This is a genomic window from Aequorivita lipolytica, from assembly GCF_007997135.1.
In the GTDB taxonomy this organism is placed as follows: domain Bacteria; phylum Bacteroidota; class Bacteroidia; order Flavobacteriales; family Flavobacteriaceae; genus Aequorivita; species Aequorivita lipolytica.
On the sequence record NZ_VORU01000004.1, the window covers coordinates 154842 to 177662 of the forward strand.

Annotated in this window: 24 protein-coding genes and 1 tRNA gene; 14 read left to right on the forward strand and 11 right to left on the reverse strand. The window is 37.5% G+C overall.

What is annotated here, in order from left to right; genetic code table 11:
- Positions 1 to 90: 90 nt before the first annotated feature.
- From ESV24_RS06895 to ESV24_RS06940, 11 genes are all read left to right on the forward strand, one after another.
- On the forward strand, positions 91 to 1305 hold the full coding sequence (locus ESV24_RS06895) for a hypothetical protein (protein WP_235004005.1): 1215 nt from the start codon (positions 91 to 93) through the stop codon (positions 1303 to 1305).
- Positions 1306 to 1424: 119 nt separating this feature from the next.
- Positions 1425 to 3836: a heavy metal translocating P-type ATPase gene (locus ESV24_RS06900; protein WP_111815655.1), complete on the forward strand. Its 2412-nt coding sequence runs from the start codon at positions 1425 to 1427 to the stop codon at positions 3834 to 3836.
- A gap of 57 nt (positions 3837 to 3893) precedes the next feature.
- A complete protein-coding gene (gene ccoS / locus ESV24_RS06905) occupies positions 3894 to 4100 on the forward strand; it encodes a cbb3-type cytochrome oxidase assembly protein CcoS (RefSeq protein ID WP_111815656.1) in 207 nt (68 codons plus the stop codon).
- 13 nt (positions 4101 to 4113) lie between these two features.
- Positions 4114 to 6315 (forward strand): cytochrome-c oxidase, cbb3-type subunit I, encoded by a 2202-nt coding sequence (gene ccoN, locus ESV24_RS06910; protein WP_111815657.1) that lies wholly within the window; start codon positions 4114 to 4116, stop codon positions 6313 to 6315.
- A gap of 2 nt (positions 6316 to 6317) precedes the next feature.
- Complete coding sequence (locus tag ESV24_RS06915; protein WP_111815658.1) at positions 6318 to 6515, forward strand: CcoQ/FixQ family Cbb3-type cytochrome c oxidase assembly chaperone; 198 nt, start codon at positions 6318 to 6320, stop codon at positions 6513 to 6515.
- Complete coding sequence (locus ESV24_RS06920) at positions 6512 to 7492, forward strand: cbb3-type cytochrome c oxidase N-terminal domain-containing protein (protein ID WP_111815659.1); 981 nt, start codon at positions 6512 to 6514, stop codon at positions 7490 to 7492. The genes ESV24_RS06915 and ESV24_RS06920 overlap by 4 nt, the downstream gene beginning before the upstream one ends.
- A gap of 21 nt (positions 7493 to 7513) precedes the next feature.
- A complete protein-coding gene (gene ccoG, locus ESV24_RS06925; protein WP_111815660.1) occupies positions 7514 to 8944 on the forward strand; it encodes a cytochrome c oxidase accessory protein CcoG in 1431 nt (476 codons plus the stop codon).
- Positions 8945 to 9016: 72 nt separating this feature from the next.
- Positions 9017 to 9463 carry a FixH family protein gene (locus ESV24_RS06930; protein ID WP_111815661.1) on the forward strand — a complete coding sequence of 149 codons (447 nt, stop codon included), beginning with the start codon at positions 9017 to 9019 and terminating at the stop codon, positions 9461 to 9463.
- A gap of 53 nt (positions 9464 to 9516) precedes the next feature.
- Positions 9517 to 10266 (forward strand): sulfite exporter TauE/SafE family protein, encoded by a 750-nt coding sequence (locus tag ESV24_RS06935; protein ID WP_111815662.1) that lies wholly within the window; start codon positions 9517 to 9519, stop codon positions 10264 to 10266.
- A gap of 2 nt (positions 10267 to 10268) precedes the next feature.
- The gene (locus tag ESV24_RS15275) at positions 10269 to 10445 is read left to right on the forward strand and encodes a hypothetical protein (RefSeq protein WP_160110595.1); all 177 of its coding nucleotides are present in this window, start codon (positions 10269 to 10271) and stop codon (positions 10443 to 10445) included.
- Between the two features lie 100 nt (positions 10446 to 10545).
- Positions 10546 to 10731 carry a hypothetical protein gene (locus ESV24_RS06940; RefSeq protein ID WP_111815663.1) on the forward strand — a complete coding sequence of 62 codons (186 nt, stop codon included), beginning with the start codon at positions 10546 to 10548 and terminating at the stop codon, positions 10729 to 10731.
- A gap of 82 nt (positions 10732 to 10813) precedes the next feature.
- On the opposite strand, the gene ESV24_RS06945 is transcribed toward ESV24_RS06940, so the two are convergent.
- The 5 genes from ESV24_RS06945 to hemN form a co-directional block, all read right to left on the reverse strand.
- The gene (locus tag ESV24_RS06945) at positions 10814 to 11434 is read right to left on the reverse strand and encodes an SCO family protein (protein WP_111815813.1); all 621 of its coding nucleotides are present in this window, start codon (positions 11432 to 11434) and stop codon (positions 10814 to 10816) included.
- Between the two features lie 13 nt (positions 11435 to 11447).
- Entirely contained in the window at positions 11448 to 12140 is a 693-nt protein-coding gene (locus ESV24_RS06950) for a formylglycine-generating enzyme family protein (protein WP_170227870.1), read from the reverse strand.
- 84 nt (positions 12141 to 12224) lie between these two features.
- On the reverse strand, positions 12225 to 13691 hold the full coding sequence (nirK, locus tag ESV24_RS06955; RefSeq protein ID WP_111815665.1) for a copper-containing nitrite reductase: 1467 nt from the start codon (positions 13689 to 13691) through the stop codon (positions 12225 to 12227).
- A gap of 25 nt (positions 13692 to 13716) precedes the next feature.
- Entirely contained in the window at positions 13717 to 15000 is a 1284-nt protein-coding gene (locus ESV24_RS06960) for an alginate export family protein (protein ID WP_111815666.1), read from the reverse strand.
- 109 nt (positions 15001 to 15109) lie between these two features.
- On the reverse strand, positions 15110 to 16474 hold the full coding sequence (hemN, locus tag ESV24_RS06965) for an oxygen-independent coproporphyrinogen III oxidase (RefSeq protein ID WP_111815667.1): 1365 nt from the start codon (positions 16472 to 16474) through the stop codon (positions 15110 to 15112).
- Positions 16475 to 16819: 345 nt separating this feature from the next.
- Between hemN and ESV24_RS06970 the strand changes: the two genes are divergently transcribed.
- Both ESV24_RS06970 and trxB read left to right on the forward strand, forming a co-directional pair.
- Positions 16820 to 16893 (forward strand) — tRNA-Pro (locus ESV24_RS06970).
- Between the two features lie 162 nt (positions 16894 to 17055).
- Positions 17056 to 18018: a thioredoxin-disulfide reductase gene (gene trxB, locus ESV24_RS06975; RefSeq protein ID WP_111815668.1), complete on the forward strand. Its 963-nt coding sequence runs from the start codon at positions 17056 to 17058 to the stop codon at positions 18016 to 18018.
- Between the two features lie 69 nt (positions 18019 to 18087).
- Here the strand turns inward: trxB and ESV24_RS06980 are convergent, their stop codons facing one another.
- The 6 genes from ESV24_RS06980 to ESV24_RS07005 all read right to left on the reverse strand — a co-directional run bounded on the left by ESV24_RS06980 (position 18088) and on the right by ESV24_RS07005 (position 22184).
- Entirely contained in the window at positions 18088 to 18528 is a 441-nt protein-coding gene (locus tag ESV24_RS06980; RefSeq protein ID WP_111815669.1) for a hypothetical protein, read from the reverse strand.
- A gap of 152 nt (positions 18529 to 18680) precedes the next feature.
- A complete protein-coding gene (locus tag ESV24_RS06985) occupies positions 18681 to 19400 on the reverse strand; it encodes a head GIN domain-containing protein (protein WP_111815670.1) in 720 nt (239 codons plus the stop codon).
- Positions 19401 to 19470: 70 nt separating this feature from the next.
- Positions 19471 to 21183 carry a PspC domain-containing protein gene (locus tag ESV24_RS06990; RefSeq protein WP_111815671.1) on the reverse strand — a complete coding sequence of 571 codons (1713 nt, stop codon included), beginning with the start codon at positions 21181 to 21183 and terminating at the stop codon, positions 19471 to 19473.
- Positions 21180 to 21518, reverse strand: a complete 339-nt coding sequence (locus ESV24_RS06995; RefSeq protein ID WP_111815672.1) for a PadR family transcriptional regulator — start codon at positions 21516 to 21518, stop codon at positions 21180 to 21182. The genes ESV24_RS06990 and ESV24_RS06995 overlap by 4 nt, the downstream gene beginning before the upstream one ends.
- Positions 21515 to 21700 (reverse strand): hypothetical protein, encoded by a 186-nt coding sequence (locus tag ESV24_RS07000; RefSeq protein WP_111815673.1) that lies wholly within the window; start codon positions 21698 to 21700, stop codon positions 21515 to 21517. The genes ESV24_RS06995 and ESV24_RS07000 overlap by 4 nt, the downstream gene beginning before the upstream one ends.
- Positions 21684 to 22184 (reverse strand): DUF4870 domain-containing protein, encoded by a 501-nt coding sequence (locus ESV24_RS07005; RefSeq protein WP_111815674.1) that lies wholly within the window; start codon positions 22182 to 22184, stop codon positions 21684 to 21686. The genes ESV24_RS07000 and ESV24_RS07005 overlap by 17 nt, the downstream gene beginning before the upstream one ends.
- Before the next feature lie 133 nt (positions 22185 to 22317).
- On the opposite strand from ESV24_RS07005, the gene ESV24_RS07010 reads away from it, so the two are divergent.
- On the forward strand, positions 22318 to 22770 hold the full coding sequence (locus ESV24_RS07010; RefSeq protein ID WP_111815675.1) for a DUF4442 domain-containing protein: 453 nt from the start codon (positions 22318 to 22320) through the stop codon (positions 22768 to 22770).
- Positions 22771 to 22821 lie beyond the last annotated feature (51 nt).

The following is a 22821-nucleotide window of genomic DNA, read 5'->3' on the forward strand; positions in this document are numbered from 1 at the left end:
TTATTTGATTGGTTTTTATGACAGTTCGGAAGAATGGCAATATATGAATGTTTATAGCCAAATTCCGGACTGTTTTTTTAATTTTGAAGCTTGATAAATTTAAGAAAACATATAGCCGTTGCACTTTTATATTTCCTATTGGTTGCGCTTATGGGTTTGCTGCTGCGTTTTTTCTTCGTTACCCCAATTCCGCTGAATTATAAATTTATCCTTCACGCACATTCGCATACTGCGCTGCTGGGTTGGATTTACTTGGGATTAACTACTTTAATTTACAAGATATTCCTTTCCGAAGCACAAAAACCGAAACTGTACAAACACATATTTGTATTTACCAATATTTGTATTTTAGGAATGCTGGTAACCTTTCCCATTCAAGGATACGCATTATATTCCATCATATTTTCAACGCTCTTTTTGTTTGCTTCCTATTGGTTTATGTGGTTTGCGGTGAAGTATGCGCCCGAACATTTTAAAAATAGATTTTCTTGGAAATTGATAAAAGCCGCACTTTGGTATTTAGTTATTTCCAGCATAGGTCCGTGGGCTATTGGCGGAGTGATGGCAACCTTGGGTCCGGAGTCTATTTGGTACAAATCCTCCATTTATTTCTACCTCCATTTTCAGTATAACGGATGGTTTATAATGGCACTTTTGGGGATTTTATTTTACGTTTTAGAAGAAAAGGGAATTCACTTCAAGCCCGAAAAACTAAAGTCTTTTTTCCTGCTTTTAAATTTCGGAGTGCTGTTTACGGTCTTTCTTTCATTCCTTTGGTTTGTGCCTCCCATTGCAATTTATATTCTCGGATTAATTGGAGCAGTAGCGCAGCTTTTAGCTTTTTATGAATTTTATTTGTTGCTAAAAAATCATTTTTCAGCTATAAAAAAATCATTTAGCCCCAACTCTTTTTTACTTCTGAAAATAGCCGGAAGTCTGTTGGCAGTCAAACTTTCAATGCAGCTTTTTTCTGCCTTTCCATATTTTGCTAATTTGACTTTTCAACTGAAAGATTTTGTAATTGGTTACCTACATTTGGTTTTCTTGGGAATTGTAATAACAGCAATGCTGGCATTTTTGGAATATTTCAAATTAATAAAGCTTCAAAAAAGCTTTATATGGATTTTCATTTTCGCTTTTATAAGTACAGAATTGCTCATTTTTTATAAAGCTACAGCACTTTGGCTAGGTTTCCCATTTTTTCAGGATTACTATATTTTACTAACTATTTTAAGTTGCTTCTTTCCAATAGCTGTGGGTATTTTATTTTTCAAAAACTTGAAAAATTTATATCTTTCTGCTTAAAGTTAGAATCTGAAAAGAAAACTATTTCAGTTTGGTTATAAAAAACTGATAATAATCATTTCATAAAACCAAATACGTTGCAACCTTTGCAGCAGGTATAACGAGCAATTTTTTTAGTAATGGTAAACTGTTTCCATTGTGGCGACCCGTGTTTTGATGTTGAAATTAAGCACGAGGAAAAATCCTTTTGTTGCCACGGCTGCAAGACTGTTTTTGAAATTCTGAACGACAACGATTTAAGTTACTATTACGATCTTGAAAAAACACCAGGAATTTCTCCCAAAGAAATTGCCGGTAAATATGATTTTCTAGACAACGAAGTTATAGTTGAAAAACTGTTGGAATTTAATGATGGAACTACACAAATTGTTTCGTTTTTAATTCCCTCAATCCATTGCAGCAGTTGTATTTGGATTCTTGAAAATCTTAACAAACTTAATCCCGCTGTAAAATCTTCACAAGTAAATTTTCCTGAAAAAACGGTACGAATAACTTTTAACGCTGAAGAAAATTCACTTAAAAATCTAGTTATTCTTTTAAGCCGAATAGGCTACGATCCCTACATTTCACTGGACGACTCCGAAAGAAAGGAAAAATATATAAACCGAAGTCTCACTTATAAATTAGGTATTGCGGGCTTTGCTTTCGGAAATGTAATGTTTCTTTCTTTCCCTGAATATTTTGAACATTCTGAATTTTGGTTGGATCAATTCAAACCGTTTTTTCGTTGGTTGATGTTTGCGTTTTCACTTCCTGTTGTTTTTTATTCGGGAAGCGGATATTTCACTTCGGCATACAAAGGACTTCGTTCCAAAATTTTAAATATTGATGTTCCCATCGCTTTGGGAATTGCTGTGCTTTTCATTCGAAGTACTATGGATATTGTGATGGATTGGGGCACGGGTTTTTTTGACAGTCTTACTGGTCTGGTTTTCTTTCTGCTTTTGGGCAAGTTTTTTCAACAGAAAACATACAGCTATTTATCTTTTGAACGCGATTACAAATCTTACTTTCCTATTGCCGTTACAAGACTTTTCAAAAATGAAGAAGGCAAAACGGTGGAGGAGCAAGCTGAAGTTTACACCGTAAAAAAGGGTGACAGATTGCTTATTCGTAACAACGAAATTATTCCGGTAGATGCTATTTTAATTAAAGGCAATGCGCTGATAGATTACAGTTTTGTTACTGGCGAGGCAGAACCCATCACCAAGCAAAGTGGCGATAAACTCTTCGCGGGCGGCAAACAACAAGCCGGAATTTTAGAAGTTGAAGTACTAAAACCAGTAGCGCAAAGCTACTTAACGCAGCTTTGGAGCAACGACGTTTTCAGCAAAGACAAAACAGGAATTTTTGAATCTATTACAGATAGCATCAGTAAACGCTTTACTGTAGTTCTTCTTTCAATCGCTTTTATTTCTACCATTTTTTGGTTGGTGGTTGATCCTTCAAAAGCGTTTAATGTGTTCACTTCGGTTTTAATTGTAGCCTGTCCTTGCGCTATTGCTTTGGCTGCGCCGTTTACTTTGGGCAACGTGCTGCGAATCTTCGGAAGGGAGAAATTGTATTTGAAGGAAGCCTCAGTAATTGAACAAATGGCGAAGCTGGACACTGTAGTTTTTGACAAAACAGGAACGCTAACAACCAATCAAAAAAACTTAATTACGTATGAAGGTTTGGCGCTTTCTGTAGAAGAGAAGCAATTGCTCACCAGCACGCTGCGCGCGTCTAGTCATCCTTTGAGCCGTTCACTTTATAATATACTGGACAAAAATAACATTCAAACCTTGGATGAATTTGAAGAAGAAGTTGGGAAGGGGATTTCTGCAACATCAAATAATAATTCCATAAAAGTAGGATCGTACGAGTTTGTTGGGTTTTACGATGAAGATACTTCCGAACTAAAAAATAGAACCACAGTACACATTAGTGCGAACCAGGGTTACAAAGGTTGTTATGTTTTCAACAGCGAATACAGAAAAAGTATTGCTGAACTTTTTGAACAATTAAGAAATGATAAAGAAGTAATAGTACTTTCGGGCGATAACGAAGGCGAACGCGAACGGTTGGAAATGATGCTTCCCAAAGGCACCAAGCTTTATTTTAATCAGAAACCGGACGATAAACTCAACTTTATAAAAACACTTCAGCAAAGCGGAAAGCAGGTATTGATGATAGGTGATGGACTTAACGATGCCGGAGCTTTGAAACAAAGCAACGTTGGTTTTGTAATTTCAGAAAATACAAACGTTTTTTCACCCGCTTGCGATGGTATTTTGGATGCTTCGCAATTCAACAAAATTGGAGATTATTTAAATCTTTCCAAAAGTGGAGTGCAGATTATTAAATGGGCGTTTTTATTCTCTCTTTTCTATAATTTAATTGGATTATCATTTGCGATTACTGGGCATTTACGCCCCGTGGTTGCAGCTATTTTAATGCCTTTAAGCTCTATAAGCATTGTGGTTTTTACAACCATCGCCACGCAATATATTGGCAAGAAATTAAGAATGAATATAAATAAGCGAACTTGACGAATGTCATATTTTAAAGACGTTTGCAACGATATTTTTGAATAATAATTTTCAGGTATGAACATAATTTATATGCTATTGGCAATCAGCGTTTTTGTAGCGCTAATCTTTTTTGTGCTGTTTATCTTTTCAGTTAAAAAAGGTCAGTACGATGATACTTATACTCCTTCCGTACGTATGCTTTTTGAGGATGAGCTGGTAAAGGAAGACACTTCCAGTAAGGCTAAAACTTCAAAAGAAACTATAACCAATCCAGAAAAATAATTTTTTTAACACTATGCAAACAGAACAGTTTTACTACGACAACCAAGTTGTCAAAAAATTCATCAATGCGACCATTTTTTGGGGACTCATTGGTATGAGTGTCGGCTTATTGCTGGCCTTTATGTTTTTGTTCCCAAATATGACTGATGGCATTTCTTGGCTCAGTTTTGGGCGTTTGAGGCCATTGCACACCAATGCAGTTATTTTTGCTTTCGTGGGTAACGCCATTTTCGCTGGGGTTTATTATTCCACCCAACGTTTGCTGAAAGCACGTATGTGGAGCGATTTTTTGAGCAATTTAAATTTTTGGGGCTGGCAAGCCATTATTGTTGGCGCAGCAATTACGCTTCCTTTGGGTTATTCAACTTCAAAAGAATATGCCGAGCTGGAATGGCCTTTTGATATTGCCATTGCAATAATCTGGGTAGCCTTTGGCCTAAACTTGATTATGACAATGGTTAAAAGACGCCAACGTCACTTATATGTTGCAATTTGGTTCTATTTGGCAACCTTTGTTACCGTTGCCGTGTTGCATATTGTAAACAGTATGGCAATTCCCGTAACTGCTCTTAAAAGTTACTCAATGTACGCCGGTGTTCAGGATGCTCTTGTGCAGTGGTGGTATGGGCATAATGCGGTTGCATTTTTCTTGACCACACCTTTCTTGGGATTGATGTATTATTTTGTACCGAAAGCGGCGAATAGACCGGTATATTCATACCGACTTTCTATAGTTCACTTTTGGTCTTTAATCTTTATATATATTTGGGCAGGACCGCACCACTTATTGTACACAGCATTGCCAGAATGGGCACAGAACTTGGGAGTTGCATTTTCGGTGATGCTTTTGGCTCCGTCTTGGGGTGGTATGATAAACGGTCTGTTGACACTTCGTGGCGCTTGGGACAAAGTACGTGTTGACCCAGTTTTAAAATTTATGGTGGTGGCCATTACCGGTTATGGTATGGCAACCTTTGAAGGCCCTATGCTTTCACTTAAAAACGTAAACGCCATTGCCCACTTTAGCGACTGGATTATTGCACACGTGCACGTTGGCGCACTTGCCTGGAATGGTTTCTTGACCTTTGGTATGATCTATTGGATGGTGCCGCGTCTTTTCAAAACAAAATTGTATTCCATTAAATTGGCGAATGCGCATTTCTGGATTGGAACCTTGGGTATCATAATGTATGCGCTCCCAATGTATGTTGCAGGATTTATGCAAGCTTCTATGTGGAACCAGTTTAACCCAGATGGAACGCTTACTTATGGTAACTTCCTAGAGACGGTTACGCAAATTATGCCAATGTACTGGATGCGCGCCATTGGCGGAACCCTATTTATTACAGGAGCGTTCATTATGCTTTACAACGTAGTAATGACGGCAAGAAGAGGTAGCAAGGTTACTGATGAACTAGCAGAGGCAGCACCACTTTCTCCAGTAACAAAAAGACAGACTTCAGGCGAAGGCTACCACACTTGGCTTGAGCGCCGTCCAATTAAATTAACCATTTACGCAACCATCGCCATATTAATTGGTGGTGCCGTACAGATTATACCTTCCTTGATGGTTGATGATTATGTACCTGTAATCTCGAGTGTAAAACCATATACTCCACTAGAACTGGAAGGACGAGACATTTACATACGAGAAGGCTGCGTTGGCTGCCACTCGCAAATGGTAAGACCTTTTAGAAGTGAAGTGGAACGTTATGGCGAATATTCTAAATCGGGAGAATTTGTTTACGATCACCCCTTCCTTTGGGGAAGTAAACGTACTGGGCCAGACTTGCACCGTGTAGGTGGAAAGTATTCTGATAACTGGCACTTAAACCATATGTATGATCCGCAGAGTACTTCTTCGGGTTCTATTATGCCTTCCTATAAATGGTTAATAAATTCTGAATTGGACAAATCTGATACTGAGGCTAAAATGAAGGCAATGGTTACGCTTGGGGTTCCTTATACCGAAGAAGAAATAGCCAATGCACAAAAATGGATGGACGAGCAAGGAACCAAGATTGAGGAAAACCTTTACAGCGATCCAGATTTTGTAGCCACTTACGAAGCAAGCAAGAAATATGCTGCGGAAAACGGGGAAGAATTCGTCGAAATGAAGAATCGTGAAATCGTGGCTGTAATTGCGTACTTGCAGCGATTGGGAACTGATATTAAAGTAGATAACGCTGAAAACGCTTCAGCTAAAAACCAATAGTTATGTTGAAATTTGTAAAAGGAAACCTCGAGAACATAGATAATGTTCAAATATATCCAATGATTTCACTGTTGATATTCTTCTTCTTTTTTGTTGCACTTTTTTATTGGGTGATCACGGCAAAAAAGGAACACATTGAAGAAGTGAGCAATATTCCATTGGAGTCTGATACTAACAACCAAAACGAAGAAGTACTATGAAAACAGCATCATATTTAAGAGTTATTGGCTTTGCCATACTTGCATTTTTTCTGCTGGAATTTACCATTGATTCTGGCGATCAGTGGGCTATTGTGAAACATCCAATTATATGGGCCGTTTTGGGAATGTTAGTCCTTTTCGCCCTAGCATTGGAGATTGTTGCTTCAGCGCTGCAGCGTATCCTTTTTGGAGGTTTAAATCCTGAAGCAAAAGAGCGCTATTTAACTGCTGAACAGATTCGAGAAGACAATCGTTTTGGATGGTTTAAAAGAAAATATGAAGATATGCTCGGAGCCAAACCTATGGCAAAAGAGCAGGAAATTGTTTTGGATCACAATTACGACGGTATCCGTGAGCTGGACAATACCTTGCCGCCGTGGTGGGTTTATATGTTTTATGCAACTATCATCTTTGCGGTGGTCTATTTGGTACGTTATGAAATTTTTGACGGTACAAACCAAACAGAAGAATTTGAAATAGAAGTTGCTCAAGCAAAAATAGAAGTGGAAGAATTCAAAAAAAATAACAAAGATCTTATAGATTTTAATACCGTTGAGATGCTTGCCGATGCCAGCGATATTAATGCAGGGAAAGGTATTTTTGTAGCCAATTGCGTTGCCTGCCATAAAGATAGTGGTGGAGGAGGTATTGGTCCAAACCTAACAGATGATCATTGGATTTTAGGTGGTGGAATTAAGAACATTTTCAATACTATAAGTGAAGGTGGTCGTGCAGGTAAAGGTATGATTGCTTGGAAAACAGATCTTAAGCCTAGCGAAATGGCACAAGTATCCAGTTACGTAATGACACTTCACGGAACTAACCCAGTTGATGCAAAGGAACCTGAAGGCGATGTTTGGGTAGATGAAAATGCACCTGTTGATAATGTGGAGGTGAAGGTAATTGACTCAACCAAAATTGAATTAAAAATAACCGATGATCCGGTTATTGATGACTTGCAAGCAGGAGGAAAATAATAAAAATTAAATTTCTAAAAATTGGATACCCCAGAAAACGAACGTTTCAGAGATACTATTGGAACCATAAACGAAGAAGGCAAAAGAGCTTGGGTTTACCCTAAGAAACCTTCAGGGAAATTGTACCAATACAGAAAATACGTAAGCTATTTTTTACTTGCGTGCTTGTTTGCTGCTCCGTTTATAAAAATTAATGGCAATCAATTTTTGCTCTTTAATGTTTTGGAGCGCCGTTTCAATATTTTTGGATTTCCCTTTTGGCCACAGGATTTTTATTTGTTCGTGATTATGATGATTATTGGTGTGGTATTTATCCTTTTATTTACCGCCGCCTTTGGAAGAATTTTTTGTGGATGGATTTGCCCTCAGACCATTTTTATGGAAATGGTTTTCAGAAGAATTGAATACTGGATTGATGGCGACAGAGGTGCGCAAATACGTTTAGCCAAACAAGCTTGGAATGCCGAAAAGGTTAAAAAACGTGCTCTCAAATGGATCATTTTCTTTATTATTTCATTTTTGATTGCCAATGTGTTTTTAGCCTATTTTATAGGGAGCGACCGTTTAATACAATACGTTTTTGAAGGTCCACTCGATCATATAAGCACTTTGATTTCCTTATTGATTTTTACGAGTGTTTTCTATTTTGTCTTTGCTTGGTTTAGAGAGCAGGTTTGTATTATTGCTTGCCCATACGGCAGGTTACAAGGGGTTTTGCTTGACAATAAATCTATCGTTGTGGCTTACGACCATAAGCGCGGTGAAAAAGAAGTTGGCAGAGCAAAATTCAGGAAAAACGAAGATCGCGAAGCTTCTGGAAAAGGGGACTGTATTGACTGTTTTCAATGTGTGCATGTTTGCCCAACAGGTATTGATATCCGTAATGGAACCCAGTTGGAATGCGTAAATTGTACAGCTTGTATTGACGAATGCGATACCATTATGGAAGCGGTGAACCTACCGAAAGGATTGATTCGCTATGCAAGTGAGGAAAATATTGAGAAGAAGGCGCCATTCAAGTTTACGCCACGCCTGAAAGGATATACAGCCGTTTTAGTAATTTTAATCGGCGTACTTTCAGGTTTATTGTTTTTGAGAAGTGACGTGGAAGCAAACATACTTAGACTACCAGGCCAACTTTATGAGCATAAAGCTGACAATATAATAAGCAATGTTTTCACGTATAAATTGCTAAATAAAACCACGAAAGAAATTAAGGATATTCACTTTAAGTTGAAATCTCCAAAAGGGATAATACGCACCGTGAAACAAGGAGAAATTTTGGTTCCTGCACAAGATTTGGCAGAAGGGACCCTCTTTATTGAAATAAACAACGCTGCCCTAAGTGGAGATAAAAACCGCGCGGTAATTGAAGTTTACAGTGGGGAGGATTTAATTGAAACTACAAGCGTTACATTTTTGGGGCCGCGAAATTATAATCAAGGCGGGTGATGGGTGCTAGATGACCGAAATCTACACTTGTGAAAAAGTAGTAAAAAATAGAAATGATTAATAAATAATATTATGAAAATGAATTGGGGAACAGGATTGGCGATTGTATTGATACTTTTTATTGGGTTTATTATGTTTTTCGTTATAAAAATAAGTACCGATAAAAAATACGATTACGATCTGGTTACCGAAGAATACTACAAAAAAGAATTGGTCTTCCAAAAAGCGATGGATGACGAGGAGAATTCGAATACCTTAAGTGGAAGTATTTTAGGTGAAAAAACCGAAGCCGGCTGGATGCTAACGTTTCCGGAAAATCTGGATTATTCCAAAATCACGGGTACGGTTCTTCTTTATAGACCTTCTAACAAAAAGCTTGATTTTCAAATTCCTTTGCAATTATCCGCCAAAAATTTGCTAATACCAGACGACCGCTTAGTAGCGGGACGATGGAACACTATTATTCAGTGGAACTATGAAGGAGAAGATTATTTGTATAAAAACGAAATAGTTTATTAGCAGAAATCTATCCCGATAGCTAGCGGGAGAAATCGAAATTGAACATTCAATAAATGTTATACACAGCACTCATATTCGGATTATTGGGAAGTTTCCACTGCGTGGGGATGTGCGGGCCTATTGCATTTTTATTACCGGTAGATCGAAATAATAATGTAAAGAAAATAGGACAGATTTTTCTGTATCATTTCGGAAGAATTTTGGCTTACAGCATTCTAGGTCTCGTTTTCGGTTTGGTGGGAAAAAGTTTAAATTTATTCGGGTTTCAGCAACAACTCTCTATTTTAATTGGTGTTTTGATGCTTGTCGTTATATTTATTCCACAAAAAACCTTCAACAATTATAATTTTTCAAAACCTGTTTATAGATTAATTTCCAAAGTAAAGTCTGCTTTGGGGAAGGAACTTAAAAAGAGAACCCCAGATACTTTTTTGACCATTGGTTTTTTAAATGGCTTTCTTCCATGTGGGCTGGTATATATGGCTGTTTTTGGAGCGATAGCTTCGGGAAATGCTTTGCAGGGAAGCTTATATATGGCCGTATTCGGGCTGGGAACCATCCCGTTGATGACTTCGGCAATATATCTTGGCAACTTTTTAAATGGACAGGTGCGTCAACGTATTCGCCGTGCAATTCCGGTGCTTGTAGTAATTATAGGCTGTCTTTTTATTGTTCGCGGTTTGGGATTGGGGATTCCCTATGTTTCGCCCAAACCAATTACCGAAACCGTTGATGCCAATTATAATTGCCAACCAATGGCATTAGAAAATGAATCAATCAATCAATCAATCAATAACCATTAAATATGATGACAATGACAAATACAATCTTACCACTAGCCAATTGGGGTATGGGTACCGCAATTATTATTTTTTTCGCAGTATTATGTGTTGCGCTTACCGCTATAGTAGTTAGCTTTGTTTTAGGCGGCAAGAAGAAGAGTGATGATGAAGTTAACTCTTCTGAAAATGAAAATCTTTAAAAGCGTATTGCCATTAAATGAATTATAGCAATTATGAAATCATTTTCAATTGTTTGATAATGATTTCCATTAAACCTATTAAAACATTAAATCTAAACAGATGAAAGTGATAAACACAATTCCGTTGGTTGATTTTTCAGGTGGCGTAGTAGTAACCGTAATTTCAGTCGTTGTATGTTTCGCCATTATCGGCGGACTATTTTTTTTTGTGAAGCGAAGCAAAAAACGAAAAAACATGGTTCACAATAAGAAAAAGAAAAACGACGAACCAGAAAATAGAAGTTAGCCGTTAGCTTTGAGTCGAGATATTTAAGAGATGAGGTTTTAGAAATTTTCTCATCACTGTTTCCTGTTTTTTTTGAAATAGATTATTCCGCTAAGTCAATAATTGCTTGTACGGTTTCTTTGTTGTCCACGCCTAAACCTTCTTGCTGATGCGCCATTTCGCCGTTTTGGTCAAAAACACTAATAATGTTTGAATGTGAGAAATCCATTGGTGAAATTTGTTTGTAGTTCACTGCCAGCACGGCGGCAAACTCACGTGTATCTCCTAAGGTACCGCGCAAAAAGAGCCATTTATCATCTTCCATTTCGTTTTCTTTGGCAAATGCTTTTAGTTTCTCTGGAGTATCCGTTTCTGGATCAATGCTCACAAAAACATACTGAACATCATCCTTCTTTTCATCAGGTATTTGTTTTTCAATATTGCGCATATCTGCAACTAAGCGGGGACAGGCAGCTTTGCAGGTTGTGTATATCATAACCATTACAACCACCTTTCCTTGTAAGCTTTTTAGTTCAATCTCTTCACCGTTTTGGGTGGTCCAGTTTGAGGGAAGATTGTAGATGGACATTTCGGGAATGGCTTCACCTTCGCCTTTTTTTACCTTTGCAGTTTCAGTGGTATCGGTATTTTTTTCTGAAGAATTATTACAGGAAAACAATGTTGCTAAAGCAAACATTATTATTACATATCTAAAATTTTTCATCTTTTGTGAGTTTTTAGTTTTCAACATCTTTAGCACAGCGAAACCCTAAATTTTGGGAAGAATAGCGAGCTTTCATACTTCCGCGGAAAGCATAGCGCATAAAAGCGGCATAGTTCATTAAATCTGAAGCGCCAATTGCCGCGCTTCCGCAGAATAGGTTTGAATCTTTATCAACGTCTTTTCGAGATTCTCCCGAAATTAAGACGGAATTGAAATCTAAAGTCCATTCCCAAACCAAACCGTGAAGATCATAAATTCCCCAATAATTTTTGAAAGTTTCGCCAATAGGGTTATTGTAAGTTTTGGGAGTTTCATACCAACCTAAAATATACTGATTGTATGTTTCTATTTCTCTTGCGTCAGGTACGTCTTCATTTGCCATAGCTGCAAATTCCCACTCATCCATGGTTGGGAGCCGCTTGCCTTGGCACTCGCAGTATTTTTTGGCAGCAAACCAAGAAACAGTGGTTACTGGTGCGTTTGGCAGGCCTATAAAAGTTTCATCATTCTTCCATTTGGTTAAATAACTTTCATCGGCAAATAAGCGTTTTATATTGCTTTTTTTCCATTGAGGGTTTTCCTGTACAAATTTCAAATAATCTGAATTTGAAACTGGAAGAACATCCATTTTAAAAGGCTCAATTTTTACCACTTTATCTTCAGCGCCATATAGCGGTAAATAAACACCGCCTTTTACTAGAACCATTTTATCATTTTGGGCTGTAACCTCACAAAATAATGAAAGGAGCAAGAAAAGGGCGGTGCTGTAAATTTTCAAGTTGAACAATTTTTATTGGTTTCTAACGGCTTTCACCATTTCGGGAGTAACTTCTTTTTTAGAATTGCCCCAACTGTTATAAACGTAAGTAAGTACGTTTGAAACTTCCTCATCACTAAGTGCCTGTGCGGTCATAACACTGTTGTAATTTTTACCGTTTACGGTTATTTCGCCTGTTTTTCCGTGCAACACTATGTCTATGGCTCGGTTAACGTCAGCATTTAAGTAGTCTGCTTTTGCTAGTGGGGGAAAAGCTCCTTCAATACCCTGCCCATTTGCTTGGTGACAGGCCAAACAAGTAGCCATATATTTGTCTTTTCCGAATTGCATTTTTTCTTCAAAACTTAAGGCTTTTATCTCTTCTTTTACCGTTTTATTTCCCGCGGTAGGCATTGACTGTATTACTCCTCCTTCTGGAAGATAAATACCATCACGAATTTCTCCAGAATAGATTGTTTTATTTTCTTCACCTTCAACTTTTAACATAGCGAGAGCCCCTTTATTAAATGCTCTAAATATGGAGTGATCTACTAAGATAAAAGTTCCCGGAACATCCACACGGAATTCAACGATAGCTGCACCTCCAGCAGGAATTAGTGTAGTCTGTACGTTATCGTTTATTAGACTTCCACCTTCAACATGAACTTTGTCAAAGATTTCGCCAATTACGTGAAAGGAGGAAACTAAATTAGGTCCGCCATTTCCGACAAAAAGACGTACTGTTTCGCCCACTTTTGCTGTAAGTGCATTGTCTCCTGTCATGGCACCTACGTGTCCATTAAAAACTACATAGTCTGCTTTTTCATCAATCGCTTTCTGCATATCAAATGCCTGAAGGCCTCGGTCTCCGTAGGATCCTTCAGTATAAAAATCACCTTGCATAATGTAGTATTCTTTGTCAACCGGTGCTAAACCACCTTCCGGTTCAACTAAAATTAGACCGTACATTCCGTTGGCAATGTGCATTCCTACTGGCGCGGTCGCACAATGGTAAACATACAATCCAGGGTTAAGCACTTTAAAAGAAAAAACTTTTTCGTGACCAGGTGCAACAAAGGAAGATTCTGCTCCACCACCTGGGCCATTCACGGCGTGAAGGTCAATGTTGTGAGGTAATTTATTATCTGGGTGGTTTTTTAGGTGAAATTCAACCTCATCGCCCACGCGTGTTCTTATAAAACTTCCGGGAACTGTTCCGCCGAAGGTCCAGTAAACGTACTTTACGCCGCTGGTCATTTCGCCTTCGCGTTCTTGAATTTCAAGATCTACGATTAGTTTTTTTGCCATACGTTTACCAATAGGAGTTGGCACGAATGGCGGGGAAGTAAGCTCCGCAGTCATCTCTTGATTTACGGGAATATCCACAGTGTCATTATATTTTTTATCAGACTGATCATTTACACAACTTGAAAGAAATGCAATGGTGCAAAGACCGACTAGCATTTTTGTAACGAAGATTTTTTTAAGATTTAGTTTCATGGGTTATATTTTAAAAGTGGTTGTTTTATTGATTGGTTATTTCTGTGTTTTGTTTTTGCCAAGTAAAAAGAACGGGGTCTATGGTCACCATTATCCATGCCCAGTTATTTGTGTTGCCGTCAAAATTATTTTTTATGGTTTCAATTCCGTTTGATGCAAAAAAATGTGAGTATCCTGCTTGAATACCTATAAAATCGCTTGTTTTAAGCGAAGTTACTAAATCCATTTCGATACCCAAGTCTTTTGAAGTTTCATCCACAATTTCTGCAGCCGCGAAAAATTGATGAAATGTAGCTTGAAGATCCGCTTTTTTGCTGAATGAATATTTAATATTTGCATACGCATCAATCAGCCCAACATTATTTAAGTGGTTGCCAACGTAGAAATAATCCATAAAACCATTGAACTTGTGGTTGGTTCCATAAAGCGGGTTAAAAGCTTCATTTTTGCCATTTGCGGGAGCGCCGTAATCATTTCCACTTTGCAGTTCGCCTCCTAAGCCTATGTTTAACTTCCCTGTTGCAGCGTATTTAGCTTCTAGGGAAAGTAGATACGCGCTTAGCTCATTATCTGCAACATCTTTTCCAAATTGATAATACACATTTGAAACAAAATTGAACTTAGGTACATTTGCTTTTATGTGGATTCCTGCGGTTTGGCTATATCTTGTTTCATTTTTAGATTCGTCAACATCATCAATATATTGTAGTCCATTATTCAAAAATAGAAAGCTTGCATTCAGTTTTTCCCAATCTTTGTGAAGCCACAAATACTGTAGGCTCTTATAGGTATTAGTTGTAAGTACATTTCCGGTTAATGCTTCTTTGTCTTGATTGTAGGCAGCGCCAAAATGTAGTTTCATAAAGCTAGGTTCATATTTTAGAACTGCAGCATCATGACTTCTTCCCTGCTGTGCCCAATCTACATTTCCGAGGAAACGCTGATCGTCATATACTATTTCTTGACGTCCAATTTTCAGAAATAATTCTGAATTAAAAAGCATCTCACCCCAAGCTTGATGCAATGAAAATCCATTTTCATCAGCAAGGTTTAATTGTGGTACATCACCCCAAACCCGTATGTCTTGAGCGCTAAGATAAAAGTTGAGCTTTTCGGTTTTGTAGCCGAAGTTGAGACGGGTTCGCTGTGATACAAAAGCTGCAGGATCTACATTATCAGGGAAAAGTGTTTTGTACCCATGTCTGTATTCAAACCTTGGCCTAAGTTGCGCATCTACGCTAAACTGCGCGTAGCTGCTGGTTAAGCTGAAAAACAGAATTAATGGGAGAGCGGTTTTTAGGAAGTTCATTTTAGATTAAATTTCTGACACAAAAGTCCTATTTTTGATTGTTTATAAATATGACTTTTGTCAACTTTGAGTGGTATTTTTGAAAAAATATTTCTTTAAAAGCAAGAATTTAAACCGTCATAGAGAATAGTTGTGTTTCTGGCTTGTTGCGTTGTAGTAGCAAATCAAAAGCCATGCAGACATTGCGAACATAAGGGCGGCCCTTTTCTGTAATTTGAAGTTTTTGAGAATCAATATTTATTAATCCATCCTCTTCCATTTCTTTTAGTTTTTCTAAAACTTCGGGCAATTCCTTAAATTGAAGCGATTTTTCTTCCCAAGAAGTCTCAAGCTTGCACATCATATTTAAGATGTGCCTACGGATTAATAGATCTTCCGAATTCAAAATATGGCCGCGATACACGGGAATGATATTTTGAGTTACCAATTCTTGATATTCCTCTACATTTTTTACATTTTGCCCGAAACTGTACCAGCTATCACCTATTGCCGAAACTCCCAGCCCGAGCATTAATTGTGTTTTACTATCGGTGTAGCCCATAAAATTGCGGTGCAGATTTTTATCTTCCATTGCGCTATATAGACTATCTGTTTTTAGGGCGAAGTGATCCATGCCAATTTCAAGGTATCCAGCTTCTTCTAGCATTTTCTTTCCCGTTTCGTACATTTCGCGTTTTTCGGCTGCGCTGGGTAAATCCTCTTCCTTAAAGCCACGTTGGCCGTTGCCTTTTATCCAAGGCACGTGGGCGTAGCTGTAGAATGCAATGCGGTCTGGCATTAATTCTTTGGTTTTTTCAATAGTATAGATAATATGTTCTTTTTTCTGAAATGGAAGTCCAAATATTATGTCGTGCCCTACCGAAGTGTAACCAATTTCACGAGCTTTTTCAGTCACACGTTTTACATTTACAAAAGGTTGAAGTCTATGGATTGCAACCTGCACTGTTGGGTTATAATCTTGAACGCCATAGCTTACCCTTGTAAAACCGCAATCAAAAAGTGTTTGTAAATGCGCTTCGGAAGTATTGTTGGGATGCCCTTCAAAACTGAAGGATGGATTTTCAGCAACGGTCGCATCGCGGAAAATACCTTTAAGAAGTAGTTTTAAGTTTTCGGCAGAAAAAAAAGTGGGCGTCCCACCTCCAAGATGCAGTTCCTTTATAATTGGCCTTTCTGAAAATAATTCTAAATAAAGTCGCCATTCATTTAAAACAGATTCCAAATACGGGGTTTCCACATTGTGATTTTTAGTGATGCGTTTGTTGCAACCACAAAATGTGCAAAGACTTTCGCAAAAAGGAAGGTGAATATAGAGGCTAATTCCCTCTTCCGAATTGCTTTCAGAAAAACTTTTGATTACTCCTTTTTTCCACTCCCTCAATGAGAAATCGTCATTTTTCCAATAGGGAACGGTAGGATAACTTGTATATCGTGGTCCCGCAACGTTGTATTTTGAAACTAAAGTGCTTTGCATAGCTTTTAAATTGTGGGGTCAAAAATACTTTCAATGTGTTTCTTGTGAAATGATAAATGTCAGCTGGTTGTTTTATTTATTTTTTACACTTGTCAAATTTTATATTTTAAGTATTTTTGCCATTCATTTTTTCAGAATATTGCCATAAACAGGTCAAGTGTTAGCTGGAGCATTCGAAGATTCCGAGAAAAAATTACCAGCCGTGCTAAATTTATAAGCACGTGTTTAAAACATCATTCGGGATGTAGCACTTCGACAGGCTCAGTGTAAACTGCACTACTTGAAGATTCCGAGAAAAAATTACCAGCCGTGCTAAATTTATAAGCACGTGTTTAAAACATCATTCGGGATGTAGCGCAGCCTGGTAGCGTACACGTCTGGGGGGCGTGGGGTCGCAAGTTCAAATCTTGTCATCCCGACTTTAAAAAAGACATCAAATTTTGGTGTCTTTTTTTATTTAATCTTTTGTTGAAATAGAAGTAAGCAATTCAATAATAATAATTCTTCATAACTTTTAGAATGGCATTCCTTTGAAAGTTACTATTTTTACATTTCGAAAAAAATATTGAAGAAATACGATCATGAGCGAAACTATTGAAAGAATAAAATGCCTTATCATTGGCTCAGGCCCCGCAGGATACACCGCAGCAATTTATGCCGCACGTGCCGACCTTAAACCTGTTATGTACACTGGAATGGAACCGGGCGGACAGCTAACTACAACTACTGAAGTGGACAATTTTCCCGGGTACCCAGACGGAATTGACGGCCCAACAATGATGGTGCAATTGCAAAAACAAGCCGAACGCTTTGGAACCCAAGTGCGATTAGGAATGGTTACAAATGTGGAATTCAGCAGTGAAGTAGGAGGAATTCATAAAGTGACGGTTGACAATACTACAAAAATTGAGGCCGAAACAGTTATTATATCAACTGGGGCCACTGCAAAATATTTAGGATTGCCCAGTGAGCAAAAACTACGTGGTGGTGGAGTTTCTGCCTGTGCTGTTTGCGATGGTTTTTTCTACAAAAATCAAGATGTTGCTATAGTTGGAGCAGGAGATACTGCTGCTGAAGAAGCTACATACCTTTCAAATATTTGTAATAAGGTAACAATGCTGGTTCGTAAGGATTATATGAAAGCATCAAAGGCAATGCAGCACCGTGTAAATAATACCAAGAATTTAGAAGTACTTTATAATACTGAAGTTGATGAAGTTTTGGGTGAGCAAGTTGTGGAAGGTCTTAGAATGGTGAATAATGAAACTGGCGAAAAGAAAGAAATTGAAATTACAGGTCTATTTATAGCAATTGGTCATAAACCGAATACAGATATCTTTAAAGGTCAATTGGATATGGACGAAACCGGTTATTTGATAACAAAAGGCAAAAGCACCAAAACCAATAAGCCAGGCGTTTTTGCAAGCGGAGATGTTCAAGACAAAGAATACCGCCAAGCGGTTACCGCTGCGGGAACAGGCTGTATGGCAGCTTTAGATGCAGAACGTTATATTGCTACGATTGAAACAGAAGTTACTGCGTAACAAACTTTTAATTGTAATAATAAAAAGGCCGCTATTGAAGCGGCTTTTTTGTTTTACTAGAATTTCAATTTATAATTTTACAAATGTTAGTAGCTCAACATCACCATTGCCGCCACTTACATCTGAAAGTTCAATTTTTGAGTTGCTTACGGAGACAATGTCCCAGTCGTCATTAATTTCATCAAAAGGAGTCATCTCACTAAACTGCAGAATTAACTCTTCACTACTATCACTGCTACTTGAAGAATTATCATAAGCCCAAGTTCCATTTTCAGTGAAAAGATCATTTTGTGCCCTTACTGTTCCATCTTCTTTGAAGGTGAAAACAAAACTTTCAAAACTTGCAGTATGGTCAGTTTGTCCGTCAATTAGTTTGCTCACTTCCCATTCGCCTTGTGGCAAGGTGGTTTTAATGTTTTCAAACTCGTTCGTATTTACATCGCCCGAATCATCATCAGAACTGCAAGATGCAAAAATGACTATTGCTAATACTATTAGTACTCTTTTCATAATTTTTTATTTTTTATAAAGATGTAATAATAATGAAGAAAACCTCTTAAAATTTTTATAAATGGCAAAAGACCTAACAGTTTTTGGGAAACTGTTAAGCCTTTTTTAGCAATTCGGATCAAATATATTAAAATGACGGAATGTCGATAGCGCTACATTTTATCTACACTGCCCGAATGACTTTTATTTGAATTTACTGAAACAGGATTGCCATAATAATTTATATCGCCGCCACTGCTAACGTTCGTTTCTAATTTTTCCTTTACGTTTACAGTTACTTCTGCACCGCTTGAAGCTTCAGCATTACAGTTTATTACCAAAAGTTCTTTTGCATCGAGTTCGCTTCCACTAGAAGCATCTGCATTCAGGGAAGAAGCTTTTCCAGAAACTTCTAAATCTGCACCGCTGCTGGTTTTAGCAATTAGTTCTTGCGTAAATACTTCTACTTTTAAATTTGCTCCACTACTACTTTTAAGAGAAATATTTTGACTTTTTAGAACGGAATTCACCACGACATCGGCACCGCTGCTGGCTTCAACACTATTAATTGCTTTAAAAGTTACATATACTTTCTTTGCTTTGGAACGCCCAATATTTTCTGAAGTGGTTACGTGAAGCTTACCTTCTTCAATATTTGTTTCTATGTATTCAAGGAGGTTTTCATCAGCTTCCACAACTATTTTATTTTCTGCTCCTTGGGTAAGATAAACGTCCAGTCCCGCGCTACCACGAACTTCGTTAAAATCTTCTGTTACGGTTCGTTCTTCGGTCACTACTTTTCCGTTACCGTTCTCTCCCATGTTAATGTTGAGATTACAAGCGCTCACAACAAGCAAAGCGCCAATAGCAATAATAAAGTTAACTAATTTCATATCTTTTGGTTTTGGTTATTAATCTATTGTAATTGTTATTGTTTCACAGTTGTTTTCTGAAACGGTCTTATTAATTTTGAAAATCATCTTTTACTGATTCTTCCCAATCTTTTCTTTCTATAGTTTTCACACTATCTAAGATTTCTTCAGAATTAATCATTTCAATACTATCAACTTTCTCCACATTCTTTTCATTGTCTATACAATCAAGACATTGGGTTTTCTCTTTTAAAATTCTGAAATAATGTGCTTTGTAGTCCCGATCGGTTAATTCAGCAAAATCTGAATTATAGCTGTAGTAAGAAGTTGCACTTTCGTCAGAATAAACCACAGTTCCCTCTGGCACATAAATGGTTATTTCAACTCGCTGGTCACGATATTTATTTGAAGTATCTGTGATGAAAAACCCATCGAGCATTAAACTATTGTTTTCAAAGGAATACTTATATTCAATAGCTTCAGCGCGTTTTTTTGCATCCATATGATTGTTGCCTTCGGCAGACTTTTCAATTATTATTTTACCGATTGAATCTTTTGAAGGTTTAACGTTTACAGAAATATCACTTGAATAGATCACTCTTTTGTCATCATCAGTATATTTTAGTTCTAGACCACTCTCACGAACCACTTGATAACTGAATTGTTTATCGGCCCGCATGGCTATTCGTAAGGTATCTCCGGTACTTACTGCCATAGTTTGCTCCTCAATATAATTGCCATCGTAGGCTTGTTCGGTAGCTTGCTTTATTCCTAAAACTGCCAAACCAATAACAGAGAGCGCCCAGACTACAATAAGCAATATTTTTACTGTGGAGCTCATCGATTTCAGGTTGCTGATTAAAAGTTTCAATCCTAAAACGAACAACACAAAAAATGGAATTCCTATTGCAAATAAAGATAGCAGCGCCAAGAGCCATATCGGGACGTTGGTTGTATCAACTAAGGCTATGTATTCAGTTATTTCAGAATTACCCCAAAAATCCATAGAACCAAAGGTGAAAAAACCTACTACTAGCCCTATAATCGTGGAAAGTGAAACGATAATTATTAGTACACCAATAAATTTCACAAAGACTTTAAAGAGGGTGAGTATTACGTTTCCCAAGCCATCAAAAAAACTGGAAGCTCCGGTTTTTACTTTATTGCCATATTTATCGTAATCTACATTTTTTACGCGGTCAGCAACATTATCAAATCCCTCTTTAAATTTTCGCTCAATGTTGGAAATATTTACGGGTTCGCCAGTCATTTTTAACTTGTCAGAAGTTGTTAATGCTGGTGGAACCAAAATCCACAATAATATATAAACAACTATTGGAGAGCCAAAACCTGCAACAATCAATAATATCCACAATAGACGAATCCAGATGGCGTCAACACCTATATAGTGCCCAATCCCGGAGGAAACTCCGGAAACATATTTGTTGTCCACATCACGAAAAAGCTGTTTGTGGGAAGCATTTCCATGCGATTTTGTGTAGGATTTGGATGAAGGAGGAACATCCTCAAAAATTTCATCGTCAACTTCGTAATCTTCGGGCTGTCCCATAACTGCAATTACCTCGTCGAGAATTTTCAGCGTAACAACTTGCGTTGGGCTTTCAATTTTTTCAGAAAAAAGTTCGCCAATGCGGGCTTCAATATCCTGCATTATTTCTTCACTTCCGTCAGCACCTTTCAGCGATTTACGGATGGCGTCCAGATAGCGCGAAAGTTTCCCAAAGGCATCTTCGTCTATATGAAAGGAAGTGCCTGCCAAATTTATGTTTACTGTCTTGTTCATTGTGTGTTTTTTTCGCTGGTTACTTTGTTTACGGCCTGCTGCAGTTCGCTCCAGGTATCGTTCAATTCTGTTAAAAATAGCTTACCGGTTTCGGTAAGATCATAATACTTTCGTGGCGGTCCGCCGGTAGATTCTTCCCAACGGTAGGAAAGCAATCCCGCATTTTTCAGCCTAGTAAGCAGCGGATAAATTGTGCCTTCCACGACAAGCATCTTTGCGTCCTTAAGGGTTTCAAGAATGTCTGAAGTGTATGCTTCGCCGTCTTTTAAAACGGAAAGAATGCAGAACTCCAAAACCCCTTTTCGCATCTGCGCTTTTGTGTTTTCGATTTTCATAATTCGTTTTTACTTGTTTTTAATTCCTGTTCGTTATTGATGATGAATGAATAAGGAAGCACGCTTGTGGTTTCTTCGCATTGGTGATGAGTCAATACGCTAACAGTTTCCTGTTCCGTGGGCATGCTTACGCCTATAAATTGTAAAACGGCAGCCAATAGATAACTAACTAATGTGCTCATTTTGAATAGGGTTTTTAAGGTTGGTTTTTATAAAAGGAATGCTTAGTGGATATTGATATAATAGCCCTCTTGAAGCATGAATAGAAGCGTTTATCACGGCGTAAAGCTCGAAAATAAATAGTCCCAAGAATAATAAAATAGCCAATCCAAAAAGCAAAATATATCCTGAGAGATTTTGGATATTATTCACTGAAAACGCTCCTGCATTGTGATCAATTGTTTCTAATAGTGAAATAAAATCTGTTGCAAAAATGATAAAGAAGGGGAGGCAGATTAAACCTATTAATAAGGTATAGATTAGAACGCTCAATTGAAAATTGATTGCCTGTTTTCCGTGCTCATCTACAAATGCTTTCTCTCTATTAAATGTCCAGATTAAAAGTGGAGCGATAAAATTCGCAAAAGGGAAAAAGTATTTTAAAAAGGTTGACAAGTGAATAAAAGTACTTGTGTTTTTTTGGTTTTCTGTTAGTGTAGTTTCCATTGCTTGTTATTTTCTTATGCAAATATATATCTAAAAGACAGTAGTGTGTTACGCATAGTACTATAATTAACATAAATTTAACAACTAGGAAGTCATCGATTTATTGAATATCTTCGTAAAATAATCTTATGAAATGAAACTCAGCCCAAGTAAAATCAACACTTTTTTATTATTCAAATTGCCTTCAGCTTACTTTACGGGCGTACGCGTTAAATCCATTTCAGAAAGTACTTGTATAACTACAGTAAAACATAAATGGATAAATCAAAATCCATTTAAATCTATGTTTTGGGCGGTGCAGGGAATGGCCGCTGAGCTTAGCACTGGAGCAATGGTAATGACCGTAATTAGGGAGAGTAACAAAAATATTTCAATGCTTGTTGCAAATAACAAAGCCAATTTCACCAAAAAAGCTCGGGGCAGAATAACCTTTACTTGTAATGATGGACACTTAATAAAAACCGCTATGGACAATGCCATAAGTACTGGTGAAGGACAAACGTGCTGGATGAAATCTGAAGGAAGAGATGCCGTTGGTGATCTAGTTTCTACTTTTGAATTTGAATGGACGGTGAGGGTTAGATAATTAAAGAGCGATCTGTTAAGGGCCTAGCAGCACATTTAAGTAATTAACAAT

Bases quoted from the DNA above. Each gene is read 5' to 3' on its own strand.
- ESV24_RS15275 (WP_160110595.1), top strand. From the start codon at position 10,269: ATGATGACAATGACAAATACAATCTTACCACTAGCCAATTGGGGTATG.
- ESV24_RS06985 (WP_111815670.1), bottom strand. From the start codon at position 19,400: ATGAAATTAGTTAACTTTATTATTGCTATTGGCGCTTTGCTTGTTGTG.
- ESV24_RS06920 (WP_111815659.1), top strand. From the start codon at position 6,512: ATGAAAACAGCATCATATTTAAGAGTTATTGGCTTTGCCATACTTGCA.
- nirK (WP_111815665.1), bottom strand. From the start codon at position 13,691: ATGAAACTAAATCTTAAAAAAATCTTCGTTACAAAAATGCTAGTCGGT.
- ESV24_RS06900 (WP_111815655.1), top strand. From the start codon at position 1,425: ATGGTAAACTGTTTCCATTGTGGCGACCCGTGTTTTGATGTTGAAATT.
- ESV24_RS06945 (WP_111815813.1), bottom strand. From the start codon at position 11,434: ATGAAAAATTTTAGATATGTAATAATAATGTTTGCTTTAGCAACATTG.
- ESV24_RS06940 (WP_111815663.1), top strand. From the start codon at position 10,546: ATGAAAGTGATAAACACAATTCCGTTGGTTGATTTTTCAGGTGGCGTA.
- ESV24_RS06980 (WP_111815669.1), bottom strand. From the start codon at position 18,528: ATGAAAAGAGTACTAATAGTATTAGCAATAGTCATTTTTGCATCTTGC.
- hemN (WP_111815667.1), bottom strand. From the start codon at position 16,474: ATGCAAAGCACTTTAGTTTCAAAATACAACGTTGCGGGACCACGATAT.
- ESV24_RS06935 (WP_111815662.1), top strand. From the start codon at position 9,517: ATGTTATACACAGCACTCATATTCGGATTATTGGGAAGTTTCCACTGC.
- trxB (WP_111815668.1), top strand. From the start codon at position 17,056: ATGAGCGAAACTATTGAAAGAATAAAATGCCTTATCATTGGCTCAGGC.
- ESV24_RS06950 (WP_170227870.1), bottom strand. From the start codon at position 12,140: ATGGTTCTAGTAAAAGGCGGTGTTTATTTACCGCTATATGGCGCTGAA.
- ccoS (WP_111815656.1), top strand. From the start codon at position 3,894: ATGAACATAATTTATATGCTATTGGCAATCAGCGTTTTTGTAGCGCTA.
- ESV24_RS06960 (WP_111815666.1), bottom strand. From the start codon at position 15,000: ATGAACTTCCTAAAAACCGCTCTCCCATTAATTCTGTTTTTCAGCTTA.
- ESV24_RS06995 (WP_111815672.1), bottom strand. From the start codon at position 21,518: ATGAAAATCGAAAACACAAAAGCGCAGATGCGAAAAGGGGTTTTGGAG.
- ESV24_RS07000 (WP_111815673.1), bottom strand. From the start codon at position 21,700: ATGAGCACATTAGTTAGTTATCTATTGGCTGCCGTTTTACAATTTATA.
- ESV24_RS07005 (WP_111815674.1), bottom strand. From the start codon at position 22,184: ATGGAAACTACACTAACAGAAAACCAAAAAAACACAAGTACTTTTATT.
- ESV24_RS06915 (WP_111815658.1), top strand. From the start codon at position 6,318: ATGTTGAAATTTGTAAAAGGAAACCTCGAGAACATAGATAATGTTCAA.
- ccoN (WP_111815657.1), top strand. From the start codon at position 4,114: ATGCAAACAGAACAGTTTTACTACGACAACCAAGTTGTCAAAAAATTC.
- ESV24_RS06930 (WP_111815661.1), top strand. From the start codon at position 9,017: ATGAAAATGAATTGGGGAACAGGATTGGCGATTGTATTGATACTTTTT.
- ESV24_RS06990 (WP_111815671.1), bottom strand. From the start codon at position 21,183: ATGAACAAGACAGTAAACATAAATTTGGCAGGCACTTCCTTTCATATA.
- ESV24_RS07010 (WP_111815675.1), top strand. From the start codon at position 22,318: ATGAAACTCAGCCCAAGTAAAATCAACACTTTTTTATTATTCAAATTG.